Origin of the sequence: Lacinutrix gracilariae, assembly GCF_042684485.1 — a bacterium.
Lineage (GTDB): Bacteria > Bacteroidota > Bacteroidia > Flavobacteriales > Flavobacteriaceae > Oceanihabitans > Oceanihabitans gracilariae.
Window position 1 is genome coordinate 209,145 of the sequence record NZ_JBHULM010000004.1, and the last position, 16,297, is coordinate 225,441.

The following is a 16,297-nucleotide window of genomic DNA, read 5'->3' on the forward strand; positions in this document are numbered from 1 at the left end:
TTAAGCATTTAATTGGTCCGCCACTTGCAATAATGCGTTGGCTAGTGGGTCTGAATAGGCTCCAGATTTTGCAATTGTCTTTAATCCCATAGCGTAAGAGGTGGCTAAATTGCTCCCTTTTACCAAGTGTACAAAAATGTTTTTGCTAAGGTTACCGTAAGTTTCTAATGCGGTTCCAGGTGCTAAATCGGTATCTAATAAAGTCATATATAATGTTTGACCAAATCGCATTTCTAAACCTGTTTTATCATTTGTTAACCAGGTTTTTAAATTTTCGATATGCGTGTTGAAAAAGTCTAACAATTCGGTTTCGCAACCTGCCGTTTTATAAGTTTCTAAATTGGTAAGTAGCGCCTCCACATAATGCTGATTCACTTCAATAGCATTTATATCAATTTTTGAAGTCGGAACAGTGTCTACTGAACCTTCTGCGGATTCTGATTCTTGAGTGTCCTCAGCGTCTTGTTCTGTGGCTTCTTCAGATTTGGTTGCTTCGGTTTCTAAAACAAACTGACTGTAACTTTCAATTTGGTCGTATAAAGCATCATTAGTACTGAAACGAGAATCGTCGCTATTACTGTATTCGTATAGTTGTGTGATGGTGTTTAGGTGAAGTTTTTCGTTATTTAATTTTCCTAGAAAATCAATTAGAAAGACTTCAATATCTGCGGAAATAGATTTAAAAATAGGATTAGATGTTTCCTTACTTTTACAACGTTTATGAAAACTAAGAACACGGTCTATCAAGCGGTGTATAAAGAAACCAACATCTTCATTATGAGGGTTAAAGTACTGCGCTATGCGTGTGCCTTGCGTGGTTAAGGCTTCAGGAACCCAAACGGCTTCTTTTGTTAAGCTGTAATAATAATCGCCTAAATAATTAAACAAAGCTTGAATAGTATTTAGGGTTAGCGGACGATTTTCGTTGATATAATGTTTGCGTGCAAATTGGTTACAAACATCAGTCGCATTAGCATCTAAATCTTTAAGTGCCCAAATTTCGTTAACGCGTGTAAAGTTTCCTGATTCTACACATAAGAACCCTAAAGTTTCTGCAATAAGCGGAATGTTTTTTGCTTTAACAATAGCGCTTGCATCACGTGTAGCGTAAGCTAAATTTAATAATAAGCGTTGTAAGTTTTCTTGCTCCTCTGCAGTAAATAATTCTAATAAGGCTTCGCCAGCATCGCAAAAGGCTCTAATTAAAAACTGATTTAAAGGGTTTTTTAGACCATCATTTTGTAAACGTTCAAACCAAAGCAATACGTTTGAATGCGATTGTGCTATAGTACGAATTACAAACGGTCCTGTAACCTGCACATCTTCACCTTTTAATCGCATTGTTGGTAGTAAACCGAAACTGTCATCTTCTAAAAATAATTTAGAAAAAAGAGCGTTGAAGGTTTCAGAATGATTTTTAAAACCTGTTTGCGGATGTGCAATTTGAAACCAAAACGGAATACATTCTATAGGTAAATTGTTGGCGGTATTTTCGCTTAAAATTTTAATACCATAATCTTTAAAGGCTTCCGAGTTTAAATTGGCGCCACTATCGGCAATTAACCAGTCTAAAAAATTAATATAGCCTGCATCTTGTTGTTGCTTCGGAAGGCTTGTGTCTCGCGTATTGAATAATAACACATCTCCCGAATTCCATTTTTTGTTCGCCAATGTTTGCATTAACGGGTAGTTGCCTTCAGCTGTAGTTAAGTGTAACAGGGCGTCACTTTGAGCATCTGCCCAAATTAAACGATCTTTTAAAGCTTCAATTGCTGACAAAGCACTGTTAGGATTGGCTTCGTAAAAATTGGCCAAATCGCTACTGAACCAAGGTGTCATAATATCGTAAGCTGATTTCTCATACACACGACCAACTGGTAATAATTGATGGAATTGATGAATAAACAGTTCCCAATTCCCTTCAAAAAAGTAATTAATAAAGTTGAAATCTATGGTGAAAGGAAACGTACTTATAGTCTCGTCGTCTTGCTTTACGGCATAAGTTACAGAAAGTAAATTGTGCTTTAAGCAATTCTGAATGAGATACTCAGAACTCAACACATCACGAATATCAAAAATACGTTGTATTAAAAACTGAGCGATAGGCAGTGCGGCTTCCGATGGACTTTCAACCAAAATCTTTATCACTTGAAAAAGTTGCTGTGCTGTTGCTTCAGAAAAGGCTTCCGACTGAAAATACCCCAGATTAAATGTCAAAAATTCGACTAGCTTGTTTACGTTTTTTTCATCTGGATAAATTCCTTCTTCTAATAAAGGCAACCAGGCGGTTACAAAAGCAATCCCTTCTGCGGTGTCGGCATAACGTTTCGGATGAAAGTAAATTTGTTGCGCAACTTGTGTTGTGAAACTAGCAGTAATTCCGCTGAAATCACTGTTGTTTTGTATGTTTTTATAAACATCCGTATCTGTGGCTTCCAATATTTCTAAAACCTGCTGTAGGGCTTTTGTTTCTGAAGCTTCTAAAGCATCGAGCTTTAGATTTGGGATAATATGTGTTTTAAAAATGGCAGACATATGCTGAGTGGTATTCAAAATTTATAGGTTTATACGAAGGTTATTGAGCGATATAAAACCATTCGTTGTCTTCAATTTCGCTATCTGGTTTTCTTAAATTTTCAAAAAATGAAACAAGGTCGTCTGCTTCGATATATCCAATTTCCTGGTCGGCACCAAAACGAATAATTTGTCCTGCTTTTCCTTTAGTATTTGGCGCAAAATCGAAGGCTAGAAAATTCCCGTTTTCTAAATCGAAAAACGGAATCCAATACGGTGTGGTGTACATTAATAAGGCTTTTCCTTGGTTGGTAGAGTAGGTGTCCAACAAGTCTTCTTGCGTCCAATCGTCATAAATATCCTTCCACTGTTTCCATTCATTATAAATATCTTCTGCGCCCATAATAGCGCAACGGTCTATGCCATTATGAAGGCTTAAATAATCTTTAATAAGTTGTGGAAACGGATAGCCGGCTTCTTTTTCAAATGTTTTATAAATGGCCTCGTTATTTGTAGGCGGATGAAACGTTAATCTTTTTTCTGAAATTAAACCGATAAAAGAGGCAACCAAGGCTTTCATATCTATTTCTGCATCAAGTTGAATATGTGGTGCTAGAAAGTCTGATTTTTCTTTGGCCAATTGTTTTGCTATAAAGGCTTTCGGAATAAAATTATTTATAAAAGCGCCTGTGTGTTCTAAAAACGGAATGTCTTTTAAGTTTGAAATGGGTTGCGAACTAAAACCATTCGCACTAAAATTATACACTGTAGCGTTTTTGTGATGTTCATCGTGAATAACGGTAAACCAAGCCTTAAATTCGGCAGTATTTTCTATATCAACAGTAAAAACCGTTTTGTCCTCTAAATACCCAACAGCATAGAATTTATGGATGGTTTCATAATCTGGTGTAATAAGAATGAGCTGTAATAACGGCTTTCCAGATGCTTTTTCTACAGCGCCTAAAAGGGTATCTCGAAACGTAAAAGAATTACTGTGATGTTTTGGATTGTCAAGTACGGGAAAGGTATCAATTTGAATACTTTCAAAATTGAAATCTGTCCATCGTAAATCTTTAAACTCGTCTGAATATGCGGTGTAATTAGTCATTTTACGCGTGTAAATTTAGAATGCTAAGATACTTTGGAACCTCGTAGTTTTTATCACTGAAACTAGTGATTTTGTAAAAGAAGCGACTTCTTTAATCGCTAATTTTACTTTTCAATGTGCTCTCTAATATGGGAAATTGCTTAGATTCAATCTGACTCACAAGACATTTAATTTTCTTTTCTTTTCCGTCTGAATTCTCATACGTAATTACGATGACTTTTTTTTCAACCGCAAAAGATTTAAGTGCGCTATATGGCACCGTTGTTTTACCAATAACTCCTGGTTGAAACACAAAATGAGTCTCAAAAAAATTGAAAACTTTAAGCTTTTTATTAAAGGCATAGAGGCCAAAAAATACGATAGCACCGACTAAAGGAATCACTGATTCTATAGATATATCTTGTAAGGAAATTAGGCAAAGCCCTATCATAAATAGTGCAAAAACTAAGGGTTTATATTTTGCTTGAGAACTTAATTCAATCCCAGAGGCGTTGTCTGTTTTGGTCATAATAAATTTTAGTGTTTTTTTTCTGTAATGATTTAACGTTGTGCTGAATTCTTTAAACCCTTTAGTGTAAAAGCTTCTGAATACAGTCTCGTCGAGGGCCATAACTTCCATACACCTTGTTGAATTTAAAATCTAATTTTTGAAGCAAATTAACATAGGAAAAACGAGGTAATTGGTCTAAACAGCTTATGACAAGATGTTTTTTACAGTCCAAATCTTGATGATGAATGGCATCGCAACTTAAAGCATAATTTAGTAATTCGGGATCTAAAGTTTGTGTTCTAAATGCACCTTGAAACTCGTTAGTGACATTCGCTTCATTTTCATGATTCTGAAGGATTACAGCTTCGGTTTCCGACATTGGGCCATTGCCGTGACGCGTTTGATAACAGCGGGTCACATAATAAATATCGATTTCTAAAATCGTTTTTAAATGCGATTTGATAAGCTGAATCGCATTTTTAGAAGTGGTGTAACTCCAAGTTGTATGGGGATGAAACCCGTGTTGGGTATCGAGTAAAATGCCTTGACTGCCTTCAAAAATAAAATGCTCAAATTTATCTTCTAAATCAGATAATGAAGCAATATTGTAAAGCTTTTTTATAGCCGAACAACTGTCTATAAAATAATCTTCGTTGTAATCTTTGAGTTCGTTTTTATAATAGTCTTGTACTGCTTTTGGCTGATTTTCTAAACAGGTTTTGTAGTAGCTTTTAATACTTTTTAAACGTTGTTTTACCACCCAATCAAACTGTAAATCGTTGGCGTAAAAGAAAATTTCAGCTTTGTTTTTCGCAATGGTCGTTCCAAAACCTAAGCCACAAGAACCGTGATGCTGTTGCTTTTCTAAAGCACGATTATAAGCAATATCATAAATCGTGGTAATCATCGCTAAAGGATGAATATACAATTTGGGCTGATATGTTTTTAAAAACTCGCCCTCATCTAAAATGGCAGGAGGAAACAGCGTGGTGTGTTCCGAGTAATACGTGGGCACACCTAAAAACGTTCCCGAACCAAAATTACTAAAGGTGTGGGTTCGTGCTTCCGTACTAACGGTATGCCCAATTTGATGGCCTCCAGAAAACCGAACTATAAGGCTTTGTTCAGGATGTTGCGATGCTAGAAAATCGGTCGTTAACCCTTTTCCAGCATCACCAAATCCTAAATCTATAACTAAGCTACATTTTGGCATTTATAGCATATTTTCTACATTTATAGAAGTGCTTCCAGTAGAAGTATTGGTAGATGTTGTTGCACTAGGTTTATGGTTCTGAATCACCACGTCTGCAATGCGTTTAGCAACGGTTTTATAATCTGCAACTTCAAGGAAGTTATCTCCTAAAAGCGCTTTCCAGTTTCCTTTACGACTTTCTTGTTTAGACCAATCGTTATGCTCTAAATGTATATGAAAGACATTGTATTTTTCTTGTGCTTCCTCAATAATCGCTTCTGTAGTGATGGTTGCCGCTTCATCGGCGCTGGTATAACGTTTAATGATTTCTGCAGGAATGGTAGGAAACACAGGTTCATCACCAATAGTGAATAAAAAGCCTTTTTGTTGTCGCTTTTCCCAACAATCAATTGCTGTATGTCTCGCCGCAAATAAATGTGCTAAATTATAGCCTTCTTGATTGTTTCCGCCACCGCCACCTTCCAGGTAAACGCGGGTTAACCAACGGTCTAGTAGTTCGGCAGACGATTCAAATTGTCCGACTTGTAAAGGCGCTCTGTCGTATATAAAATCGCCAATCCCTAAAAATAAGACTTGCGGATCTTCGATTCCAGCTTCCATTAAAGAGCCAATTAAATCGGGTAAAGCTTCCTTAACAATATGCTCGGGTACAAATCCCATACTGCCAGTAACATCTAAAGCTACAATTATAGATACCGTTTCTGGATGTTCTTCAGAATCTCTAGATTCTCTAAAAATCACCTCTGTCGGGTCCATTTCAGAATCTATTGCTCTCGATGTAAATATCTCTTCTCTAGATTTATTGCTGTAGCCTTTAGAGCGACGCAATTTTGCATACGCATCGTGACTAAATCTTCCTCCTCCCATAATTATAATTCGTTTATTGTGCCACCAAATAAATGCGCATAACGCTTTTTGGCTAGTTCTAATTTAATTTCTAAGTTTCTTATTTTAACCGACATTTCTAAGTCTTTAGCCACATAGTCTTTCGCATCAAAATCAGAGGCTAAAACCAAACTATTGGCATCTGTCGGGCTCATATCTAGCATATTTTCTTGTTCGCGTTTTAAACGTTTTAAAGCCAAGGCTAAATCTTCCGTTTCACGTTTGTACATCAATTGTGCATCTTCTGCGATAGCGTGAGCGCGGTCGTCTCTTATTTTATCGTTGTTGCGTTTTAAAGAGTCTAAAAACGCAGCCGTTTTGGTGTTATCTTCCATAAAAAAAGTTTTTTTACAAAGTTAGTGGGCGAGGTCTTAGTTTTTATCCCTGATAACAGTGATATTAATTTATGAGGACTACTTCCGAAGAAAAAATCACGGAATACAGGCATCAGTTATTTCTGGAAGCGACTTACTTTTGAAAACGTATAAAACCGAAATTATGATTGCATTACACTTATCGTCTAAAGGATTCCAAATGAATTCAGAAACCATCACTTTTCCAGTATCTATAGATACTTTAAAACAATGCTTAAATGATGATGTTAAAATATTTAAAAGAAAATTTAGTACCATTTTTACTTGGTCTGATTTAGGAATTATGGCGTATTCTAAAGATGGGAATGTTGCAGAGTCTATTACTGTGGCTTTAGAATTGGAGGATTATGAATTTAGTCCGAAGCAGATTTTTGGTGGTATATTTTATTTTAACAATCAAGATATTGTACGGTACTATAAGTCGCATAAACAGCAGCACGTTAAATTATTTAAAGGTGATAGAAGTGGTGCATTGGTAGTCAATGACATTAGTGCTTGGTTTAGTAAAGAGGACGATTGCATTTCAGCGATTCAAATAAATAATTATATCCCATATGAGCGAGGCGCGGGGTTACCAGAAGACAAATACATAATTAAACCGCTTAATGAAGATATTTTGATTTTTGAAGACTTTGGTTTTAAATTATCTGTGATTGAAGAGTTAATGTATATAAAAGGGTTGATGGAGCCAGTATTTGATTTATATGAATTTGCAGATTGGTATCAAGCTCGTGAGATTGATATTGATGAAGAAGGTTACGAACCGATAGCTGAAGTCACCCAATATTTTAAAGATCTACCCATACCAAAACGCTTGGCTTCTGAAATCACCGATTTTTACCAAGATGTCGGAAATGATATTTATATGAATTTGTCACCATTTTCAGGAGGGGCTGTAGACTATTGGGATATTAAAACCGCTATAGATGCCAAGCAATTTCCTAACTTAAAAAAAGTAACTTTGTGTTATGCTACGGATGAAGCTTATAAGGAGTTTGAACAGATGGGGATTGAAGCGGAGTGGTTATAGAATTAAATAATACTTTCGGTATGATTCAAGAACACTATCAAAAAGCCATAAAATTCGCAGGAGAAAAACACAGTAAGCAAAACGTACCAGGAAGTTCGGCGAATTATGTTTTACATTTCTCCAATGTTGCTATGGAAGTTTTAGTGGCTCACCAAGACAAGCCCGATTTCGACTTGGTTTTTGCTGTTCAATTAGCGTTGTTACACGATACTTTAGAAGACACCGATACGACGTTTGAAGCTCTTACAAATGAGTTCGGTTTAGCCGTAGCTAAAGGGGTTCAGGCGTTGACTAAAGATGAAACGTTTTCTACAAAAAGAGAACGTATGCTGGATAGCTTAAAGCGGATAAATAATTTAGGAAAAGAAGTTGGTTTAGTGAAATTAGCCGATAGAATAACAAATCTTCAACAGCCACCAAGCACTTGGAAACCGGACAAGATAAAAGCCTATGCCGAAGAAGCAGTGTTGATTGCAGAAACACTTCAAAATAAAAATAAATACCTAAATAATAGACTTCTAAAGAGAATTGAAGCTTATAAAAAGTACGCCAATTAGTGTGTGCTTTTTTTGTTATAAACGGTAGTTATAATCGATTAACCTATATTCATTAGGTATAAATCTCATTAGTTTCAGGGATAAAAGAAAGCGTTGTTAGTTCTAATTTTGAAGTGTAAAATAAATACAACCAAAATGAAAACAACTATACTTTATTTTTTACTAATATTTGCTTTATTTACGTCTTGTAGTAAAAAGACTTACACGGCTTTATACAATGATAATATCACTTTAGAAGCTGAAGATACTAAGTATTATTTACCTAAAAATTTATTACAATTAGAGATTGTCTATACGGTAAATGAACCACGGTTTAAAAAGGGGATAGTAGATAAGGCTCTAAAGATGCGATCTTCAAAAATTACAATAGCCGATCCGATTAAAGTAACAAAACTGTCTATACCAGACACTACTAATGTGTTTGTAATTAAAGGATATCAGTTGGCCGATACCTGTTTTGTTAATATGGGAGCCAATCCAAAAAATGTGATTACAGAGCATGTACCAAGTACATCGATAGATGGGCGTGAGTTTAATGCTTTAGATTATTCTGCATTAACGACATCAGATTTAGAAACAGAAGCTTATGGAGCTGTGCTAGAATTACAGCAAAATATATCTAAAATTGAAACTGTTAAAGATGTTGATCTAGCGCTAAAAGTTGTTTCACTTTATAAGAGCCAGTATACCATATTAAATGAAGATTTTCAACCGTACATTAAACAGTATAAATTGAAGTATACAGTTGTTATCGATCCGTTATTACTTTATTTTAAAGATGGGAATTGGTCTAGTCTTGAAGGTAATTCGGTTCATCATTCTATTTTTCCAGAACACCTTCTTGCAGAACAAGGCAATTTGCAAGACATTATAACCGTAAAAGTAACAAAACCTGAAGTAGGCCAGTTACAAAATTTGGTAAATACAGAACAGGTAGAAGGTATTGTATACCGAGACACACCTCCATTTAATTTAGAAATTGCAGTTAACAATACTACTTTAACTAAGGATACTGTAGCATTAACGCAATTGGGCGCATTTAAAAGCACGTCGGTTAAAGATATTCAATCGGGAGAAACATCTGGCCTTATGTTATTTAAGGAAAACCGATCTACAGCTATGGGACCCTTAGTTCCTAGTTTTTCAGAACATATTAAAAGTATAGATTTCGATTCTGCTGAAATCAGTGCTCTTTCACAAAGAATTATTCAGAAGGTTTATAAAGAAAAATCTAAAAATATCGATTTACTTATCGAAAGTCTTAAAGCTAGAAAAGCGGCATTTTAAACTAACGGAAATCAAAATATCACTGAAAACTGTTATCAAAAACCACAAATGTAACTACACCTTTGTGATATGCTAAATTTAACGAGATGATTGTTCGATAAAATTGAAAAAATGACTGTAGAAGATCTAAAAAATAAAATTTCTAAACCGGTTACTAAATTTACGACCGGTGGTTTCAGGCCCAAAAACACCATAGACGAAAGTTGGATAGGTAAAGTCTTTGCGTATCACGAAGATGAAGACATTCCGTTAGATAAAAACGGTGAAGAGATGTTACCTTTAGCACAATTTTATCTCCCTAACTTGCCTTATGTTCATCCTAATCTAAAAAACACAAAACTAATTACGGTTTTTGTTGCTGCAGAATTGCCAGAATGTTTTGATCCAATGGGAGACCATTGGGTGATAAGAGAGTATGAAAGTTTAGATACTGTTAAAATTAAAAATTTAGAAAACCCTAATTCATTCTTAAAACCCTTTCCGTTACAGGCAGAATTAGACGAAAATGATTTTCCTTTATGGGATGGTGGCGGTTTGTCTATTGAAGATGAAGCTGAAGTTTTAAAACTAGAAAATGAAGGTGTTATTGAAGATTATTTTGATATTACAGATCATATCTACGATCATAAAATAGGAGGTTATCCTTCTTTTTGTCAATCTGGAATTGGTGATACTGATGGTTTTGGTGAAGGCTTTCAGTTTGTGTTTCAAATTACCTCAGATTATAAGGTAAATTTCAACGTAGTAGATGGCGGTAGCTTAATGTTTGCTAAAAATAACGACACCAAACAGTGGAGTTTGTATTATGATTTTTATTAAAAAAAACTATTTATTTTCGGATGAAAATCCAATTCTAAAAATATAACTAATTTAAAATATTAAAACACAATGAGTCAAGACAAGAACATCATTTTTACTGAACAAAATCAAAAAATGAAAGCAGCTTACCTTAAAGCACAAGAAACATTTAACTATTTCTGGAGAGAAATTTATTGGGAAGCAAAACGTGTGGTTCCTGCTCACGATTTAGCGTTAGTGAAAATTCCTTTTTTACAAAAAGTTGAAGGTAGAGAACAACCTTTAGTAGAACACATGTGGATTAGTGAAATAGCTTTTGATGGAGAATATATTACAGGTGTTTTAATGAATTCACCTAACCTATTAACCAATATTGCGGAAGGCGATACCGTAAATAGAAAAGTCTCTGAAATATCAGATTGGATGCTAGCCATAGACCGCAAAACTTATGGAGGTTACACCATTCAAGTCTTACGTTCTAATATGACAGAGGAAGCAAGAAAACAACACGACGAGGCTTGGGGATTAGATTTTGGAGACTTTAACAATATTCTAGTGGCTTATCAGCAGGAAGAACATGAAGAAAACCTTATTGAGCATCCAATGAGTAAAGTGATGGAACAACCGGCTAGAGATTACTTTGAAGCAAATCTAGATGTGGTTAAAGCCGCAGATGAAAATGGCGTTACAAGATTACACACAGAAACTATTGCGGGAAACAAAATCGCTGTTGAGATTTTATTGGAATTAGGTGCCGATAAAAAGGCAAAAAGCAATACCGGAAAAACAGCCTTAGATTATGCGACTGCTTTGAATTGGGAGCATATTATTCCGGTTTTAGATTAGTTCTAATTTTGAAATGTCATCCTTAAACTCATACTCTATGATACTCGCTTTTGATACTTATTATTACGACGGAAAAGCCAAAACCATAGCGGTAAGCTTTAACGATTGGGAAGATGAAGCTCCTACGCAAATTTACACAGATATTATTGAAGGTGTAGAACCGTACGAACCAGGATCTTTTTACAAACGCGAATTACCGTGTATTTTAAGTTTACTAAAACAAGTGAATTTAGATGAGGTAGAATTAATTATTGTAGATGGTTACGTGATTCTAGAAGAAAAACACTTGGGCTTAGGTGGCTATTTGTATCAAGCTTTAGAGCATAAAATTCCGGTTGTAGGCATTGCAAAATCTGAGTTTGTGTCTAAAACAGCGGTGTTTAAAGAAGTGTTTCGTGGCGAAAGTAAAAAACCATTGTATGTTACCACTATTGGTACGGATAGAGATGAGGTTTGTAACGCCATAGAACGGATGCACGGTAAATACCGAATGCCAACATTACTACAGATTGTAGATACTAAAACAAAAGAAAATACTAAGAACTAATATTTTAAAAGTTACAACTATGAATGAAAATTTAATCATAACCTCGGTAGATGCACTAAAACCAATGTTTAGAAAAAATTACAGGGAGTTTATTGCAGAAAAACCAAGGACTGTAATTTTTGAGGAAGAAGAATTTACCTTGTATAATTTTGAAAAGATGATGGAGCGTACCAACATAGATGGAATGGAAGTTAGCCGTATTTACGCATTAAATCCGTATGTTAAAACGTTAAGTGAATTTATGAACCCGACATTTAAAGATTTAGATGGGTACAGGTGGAGTTTAGAAAAATTAGCTTTAGGCAAAGCTATTGGCGCTAATTCTGAAGGTGATTTATTATTTTTTGGTTGCTATGATAATACTAAAGTGCATTTATTTCGTCACGACGATGGCAGTATAAAGAGAACTAAATTAACCTTGTTTGAAATTATAAAACAATTTTCTGAGTAAATTTTAGATACGCATTCTAAATAATAAAAAAGCCCAATTATACATTTGTAATTGGGCTTTTTAGTTTTTTAAAGACAGAACTTATTCGGTGTATCTTAAAAATAAATGGTTTTTATTTTTAATGATGTTTGCTAATTTTTCAAATTCTGATTCTGTGGTGTTGTACAATTTTGCCAAGTCGGCTAACAATGCTTTTAATTCATTGTCTTTTAAAGGCTCATTTTTAATAAATCCTAAAAAGGAAGCCCCTATGCCAAAAAGTTCAAGATTATAGGTGTCAAATAGGTGTTTTGATAGCGCGTAATTTTCAAAAGGACTGAAGTCGGCGTCAAAATATCCATTTGGAAAGCCAGTAAGTCCTTCGTATGGCTTTTCAACAGGAAGAATTTTAAGAATCACCTGTTGGTCTAAAAAGACTAAAGGAGATTCATTAATGTTTTCTAAATCTAAAACATCGTCTTCAGAATTACTTATGCCTTTTTCACAAACCGTTTTAAAGTCGATCCCTTTTGTTTGTTTTAAAAAGTTTTCTCGGATAATGAAATATTCTGATGGTGTAGAAAGATGTCCCAAATGATCGTTATCTTCATCATAACAAGCTTCATCTAGTCCAGATAAATCATAACCGTCTGTATCTAGCAGAGAATTGTAATCACAAGCGTGACCACTGGTATATTCAGCTTGACCTAAATCATCAAGGGTTAAGATTACAGTCTTGTCAGGATGATTTTGTTTATAAGTTTGATAAACGTCCATAAGTTCCTCGTACGACTTTATGTTTTCGATTAAGAAACTCTCAAATAATCTTTCTTGGTAAGGCTCCCGAGTTTTAATTAATTTTTCTATGTTCATAGTTTTGTTTTGGGCGATTGGTAGCTAGAAGGTCTATAAACGAAATTATATATTAAGCCGACATACGGTTAATGGCTTCCATACGTTTTAAAATAATTGGCACAAATAAAGCGAATTTGGCATTAAATTCTTCTTGGGTTTTAGACGTGTTGAGGTTAGTGCCCATAGTCATCCAAGTGTTGTATAACGCTTCTTCATTGGAAGTTTCGTCTGTATCAATGTTTAAAGCTTTAATTAAGTTGAAGTTTTCATCTTCACTGTAAAACCCTGTGGTTCTTACAATTTCAAAAATGAGTTCAAAAATGCTTCGGGTATCTAAAAGTTCACTGATTTTTATTTCGGCTTCTTTTTGAGTGCTTATAGCTTCAAAAATGTCTACCATTAAATTTTGTACTCTACCGTTAATGCTGAAGTCCAGATATTTCAATTGTTGTGTGTTTAAGTTGAAAAAATAGTTACCAATGTTTGTACACTAGTAACTATTTCTTTTTAGTTTCTGAAGTTTATAAAGGGATGTGTCCTACAATAACACCATCTTTTACAATAAAAAATGAATTTGTAATAGGTGCGTTACCAAAACTATCATCTTCCCAAGTATAGTTGTGTAAATAAGCAAATTTATTAATTGTGTCTTCATCTGCTTGTCTTGAAATCACTGTCATACACGTTCTTCTAGGAATTGAAACTAGTAGTTCTTCGGCTTCTAGCATGGCGTGTGCTTTTAGCATATGTGTTCTAGAAAGAATGGTTTCACTAGAAAAATCGTTTCCGTTAGCACCAACTGCTTTATTATCTAGAGCACCAACAAATTCTAATCCTGTATCAATGTTTGCTAAATTGGTAAAGGCTTCTTGGGTAATTTGCTTAGCATCCATAGTTTCTAAATGCTGTTTAGTTAAAAATACAAAGTTGTCTGGTGTATCCATACCGTAACCTATCACGACTTCAGCGCCATCTTCAGACGGAATTAAAGTTGAACTCAAAGCTCCAGCTTTTAATCCTACCCAGTCGCCAGGTTTTAAAATAGGATAGATTTTTTGATCGCTATTTTCAGTTTGTTCTACTATTTTAGCTATTTCTTCAGGTGTTTTTTCTGGTCCGTAAATGGTATTGCTCATAATTATTAATGTTTTGATTTATTACAAAATTAGAGCAACACTCCTTTTTTTTTATCACGGTATTCAGCCATTTGGAGATATAATGGTTTATCTAAATAGCGTGTTTTTTTTAATTCATCAAAAAAAAAAGATATTCTCATGGATAAGAATACCTTTTTTAATACATAAAAGGGTAGGGGTTTAGTCCACTTTATAAACCAACTTCATGGTAATAGAAGCTGTTTTTTCTCTAGAGCTGGTGTTAAACGTACCACCCCAAGAATAATCCTCGCCTGAATTTTGTCCTGTAATTTGAAAGATTCCCATTTTAGCCGATTCTAAATCGCTTAAATGACCCCCAGAAAATTTTGCAATATTTTCTGCACGTAATCTCGCGTCTTCGGTTGCTTTAGAAATCATTTCAATTTTAAGGTCGGCTAATTTGGTGTAATAATAGCGTGGCGCTTGCGAATAAAACTGAACACCCTGATTTAATAATTCGGTAATTTCTCTAGAGACTTTCTCTATTTTATCGACGTCTTTAGATTCTATTTCTAGGGATTGTGTAAGCTCGTAACCTACAAATTCTTCCCCTGCATAATCGCCATTTATGGTGTATAGAGACTTCGTTTTTTGATGTGTAGAAACCGCACTATAAACAAGTTCTTCAGGTTTTATACCTTTTTGTGATAGGTAGTTGTTTATGGTCGATTTTTTTTGTTCTAAAGAAATATAGGCTTGTTGTAAATCGATGTTTACAGAACCAAAACTCCCTTCCCAAACAATTAAATCTGACGAGAAATCGGTTTTTCCTAAACCGGTGACTTCTATTTTACCGTCTTTTTTATTTCTGTCGGTGTAAGCCTTTCCTAAGAAAATGGAAGAAGCAACGATTGCTATTCCAAAAATAATGGCGCTTAAGTATTGTTTCATAGTATTTAGTGTTTTTATTTATTTTGATGTTTTAAAAGCTTTATTTAAATGTGGTCTTCACATTTTATTGATTTAATAAATGCTCTTCTTTCATTATTTTTATTGCAATTTCTGTTTCTTTTTTTCCTTGATGCATTGCACCAGGTAACATTATTATACGTTTCTTAATTTTTCCATTTTCATCTTTAAAAAGGACTTCAAATCGAGAACGCGTTATTCCCAATATTGCTTTTTTAAATTTAATACTTTTAATATCTTTTCTTTCGATTATTGGTGTTGCAGAATTATTAATGCTTGTAAATATTCCATACATAAGAAATAAACCAATTATTGAATAAAATATGGATATCGGAACTTGACCTGTTTGAAAGCTATCAAATGCTAAATAAAGTAAGAAAGCAGACATTCCTCCATAAATTATTAAAACTCGAGTGATGCTTTTTCCGACAGCCACTTTTGCCACATTTCCAATAACTCCATCTCTTGTTAATATAATTTTATCTTGTAAAATATGACAAAATCCTGTTTTAGTTTTAAATTGTTTTTCCATTAATTTTTTATTTGTTTCTACATCCTACGCTACAATTGTTAGTTCTGTAAGTTGAATTGTTTTGCAATCTCTAAATTGATAACTTCCTTTACCGGAAACGTGTTTCGTGAAAATGCTAACATCATCTCCATAAGAAATACCAGAATTTACATCGCATATAAATTTGGCATTTTTAAATGTTAATGTTTTCTCATCACGGTTTATTGTAACATGTTCTGGTATTAAAGTGACGTTCCATAAGCTTGAAGCATAATTCCCAAAATTAGTATTGGCTAATAATGCGGACCAGACTGAATGCTCATTCGTGATTTGTTCTGCTAAATCGTGTTGAAATATTTCCATAGCTACAATTTACCAATACGTACCTACTAGAAATGTAAGCCTGATAAAGGCAACGACACTATTAGATGTGAGTTGTAGTGATGCATTTAAATCGGTAATTTCCTCGTCGTCTACAAAAACCACAAATAATCCGTCTTTAAAGGCTAACAAGACATTGTCTATAGCTTGTTGATGATTGGCAAGCGTTGTATTGGTAATCTCGCCAAAATCGACTTTACCACTTTGGGCTTGTTCTTGTATTTCGGCTGGACTTAAAAACCCAACGACATTTACTTCGGTTCGTTTTTTATTATACGCCTCTACTTGATGTTTAACACAGCCAATTAATAATTCCTCTAGATTTTTAGGATGTGATTCTAAGGTAAAAGGCACTTCTTTTACTTTTTTCTTTCCTAATCTTTTAAGTTGTAATGTCAGTTCCAT

The 16,297-nt window shown here is 34.4% G+C and carries 20 protein-coding genes; 7 read left to right on the forward strand and 13 right to left on the reverse strand.

Annotation, left to right across the window (positions count from 1 at the left end):
- The 6 genes from ACFSSB_RS02785 to ACFSSB_RS02810 form a co-directional block, all read right to left on the reverse strand.
- On the reverse strand, positions 1 to 2,553 hold the full coding sequence (locus tag ACFSSB_RS02785) for a hypothetical protein (RefSeq protein WP_379900722.1): 2,553 nt from the start codon (positions 2,551 to 2,553) through the stop codon (positions 1 to 3).
- A 22-nt stretch (positions 2,554 to 2,575) separates the two neighbouring features.
- Positions 2,576 to 3,622, reverse strand: a complete 1,047-nt coding sequence (locus ACFSSB_RS02790; RefSeq protein ID WP_379900724.1) for an SMI1/KNR4 family protein — start codon at positions 3,620 to 3,622, stop codon at positions 2,576 to 2,578.
- A gap of 91 nt (positions 3,623 to 3,713) precedes the next feature.
- Positions 3,714 to 4,130, reverse strand: a complete 417-nt coding sequence (locus ACFSSB_RS02795) for a hypothetical protein (protein ID WP_379900726.1) — start codon at positions 4,128 to 4,130, stop codon at positions 3,714 to 3,716.
- Between the two features lie 61 nt (positions 4,131 to 4,191).
- Positions 4,192 to 5,325 carry an adenylosuccinate synthetase gene (locus ACFSSB_RS02800; protein WP_379900728.1) on the reverse strand — a complete coding sequence of 378 codons (1,134 nt, stop codon included), beginning with the start codon at positions 5,323 to 5,325 and terminating at the stop codon, positions 4,192 to 4,194.
- A complete protein-coding gene (locus tag ACFSSB_RS02805; protein ID WP_379900730.1) occupies positions 5,326 to 6,192 on the reverse strand; it encodes a hypothetical protein in 867 nt (288 codons plus the stop codon).
- A gap of 2 nt (positions 6,193 to 6,194) precedes the next feature.
- Positions 6,195 to 6,545 (reverse strand): hypothetical protein, encoded by a 351-nt coding sequence (locus ACFSSB_RS02810; protein WP_379900732.1) that lies wholly within the window; start codon positions 6,543 to 6,545, stop codon positions 6,195 to 6,197.
- Positions 6,546 to 6,708: 163 nt separating this feature from the next.
- Here ACFSSB_RS02810 and ACFSSB_RS02815 point away from each other — a divergent pair, with 163 nt between their 5' ends.
- From ACFSSB_RS02815 to ACFSSB_RS02845, 7 genes are all read left to right on the forward strand, one after another.
- Positions 6,709 to 7,614, forward strand: a complete 906-nt coding sequence (locus ACFSSB_RS02815; protein ID WP_379900734.1) for a DUF6892 domain-containing protein — start codon at positions 6,709 to 6,711, stop codon at positions 7,612 to 7,614.
- Positions 7,615 to 7,634: 20 nt separating this feature from the next.
- A complete protein-coding gene (locus ACFSSB_RS02820) occupies positions 7,635 to 8,171 on the forward strand; it encodes an HD domain-containing protein (protein ID WP_379900736.1) in 537 nt (178 codons plus the stop codon).
- Positions 8,172 to 8,516: 345 nt separating this feature from the next.
- Positions 8,517 to 9,458: a hypothetical protein gene (locus tag ACFSSB_RS02825; protein WP_379900738.1), complete on the forward strand. Its 942-nt coding sequence runs from the start codon at positions 8,517 to 8,519 to the stop codon at positions 9,456 to 9,458.
- 111 nt (positions 9,459 to 9,569) lie between these two features.
- Positions 9,570 to 10,277 (forward strand): DUF1963 domain-containing protein, encoded by a 708-nt coding sequence (locus ACFSSB_RS02830; RefSeq protein WP_379900740.1) that lies wholly within the window; start codon positions 9,570 to 9,572, stop codon positions 10,275 to 10,277.
- A 69-nt stretch (positions 10,278 to 10,346) separates the two neighbouring features.
- Positions 10,347 to 11,102, forward strand: coding sequence for a DUF2314 domain-containing protein (locus ACFSSB_RS02835; protein ID WP_379900743.1), 756 nt, complete (start codon positions 10,347 to 10,349; stop codon positions 11,100 to 11,102).
- Between the two features lie 37 nt (positions 11,103 to 11,139).
- On the forward strand, positions 11,140 to 11,649 hold the full coding sequence (locus ACFSSB_RS02840) for an endonuclease V (protein WP_379900745.1): 510 nt from the start codon (positions 11,140 to 11,142) through the stop codon (positions 11,647 to 11,649).
- 19 nt (positions 11,650 to 11,668) lie between these two features.
- Positions 11,669 to 12,100, forward strand: coding sequence for a hypothetical protein (locus ACFSSB_RS02845; RefSeq protein ID WP_379900747.1), 432 nt, complete (start codon positions 11,669 to 11,671; stop codon positions 12,098 to 12,100).
- An 81-nt stretch (positions 12,101 to 12,181) separates the two neighbouring features.
- Here ACFSSB_RS02845 and ACFSSB_RS02850 read toward each other — a convergent pair whose 3' ends face one another.
- From ACFSSB_RS02850 to ACFSSB_RS02880, 7 genes are all read right to left on the reverse strand, one after another.
- The gene (locus ACFSSB_RS02850; RefSeq protein WP_379900749.1) at positions 12,182 to 12,856 is read right to left on the reverse strand and encodes a hypothetical protein; all 675 of its coding nucleotides are present in this window, start codon (positions 12,854 to 12,856) and stop codon (positions 12,182 to 12,184) included.
- A 148-nt stretch (positions 12,857 to 13,004) separates the two neighbouring features.
- The gene (locus ACFSSB_RS02855; protein WP_379900751.1) at positions 13,005 to 13,334 is read right to left on the reverse strand and encodes a hypothetical protein; all 330 of its coding nucleotides are present in this window, start codon (positions 13,332 to 13,334) and stop codon (positions 13,005 to 13,007) included.
- Between the two features lie 121 nt (positions 13,335 to 13,455).
- On the reverse strand, positions 13,456 to 14,070 hold the full coding sequence (locus ACFSSB_RS02860; RefSeq protein ID WP_379900753.1) for a hypothetical protein: 615 nt from the start codon (positions 14,068 to 14,070) through the stop codon (positions 13,456 to 13,458).
- Positions 14,071 to 14,250: 180 nt separating this feature from the next.
- A complete protein-coding gene (locus ACFSSB_RS02865) occupies positions 14,251 to 14,982 on the reverse strand; it encodes an SIMPL domain-containing protein (RefSeq protein ID WP_379900755.1) in 732 nt (243 codons plus the stop codon).
- A gap of 64 nt (positions 14,983 to 15,046) precedes the next feature.
- Complete coding sequence (locus ACFSSB_RS02870; RefSeq protein ID WP_379900757.1) at positions 15,047 to 15,532, reverse strand: phosphoribosylaminoimidazolesuccinocarboxamide synthase; 486 nt, start codon at positions 15,530 to 15,532, stop codon at positions 15,047 to 15,049.
- 24 nt (positions 15,533 to 15,556) lie between these two features.
- The gene (locus tag ACFSSB_RS02875) at positions 15,557 to 15,874 is read right to left on the reverse strand and encodes a hypothetical protein (RefSeq protein WP_379900759.1); all 318 of its coding nucleotides are present in this window, start codon (positions 15,872 to 15,874) and stop codon (positions 15,557 to 15,559) included.
- Positions 15,875 to 15,883: 9 nt separating this feature from the next.
- On the reverse strand, positions 15,884 to 16,297 hold the full coding sequence (locus ACFSSB_RS02880; protein WP_379900761.1) for a hypothetical protein: 414 nt from the start codon (positions 16,295 to 16,297) through the stop codon (positions 15,884 to 15,886).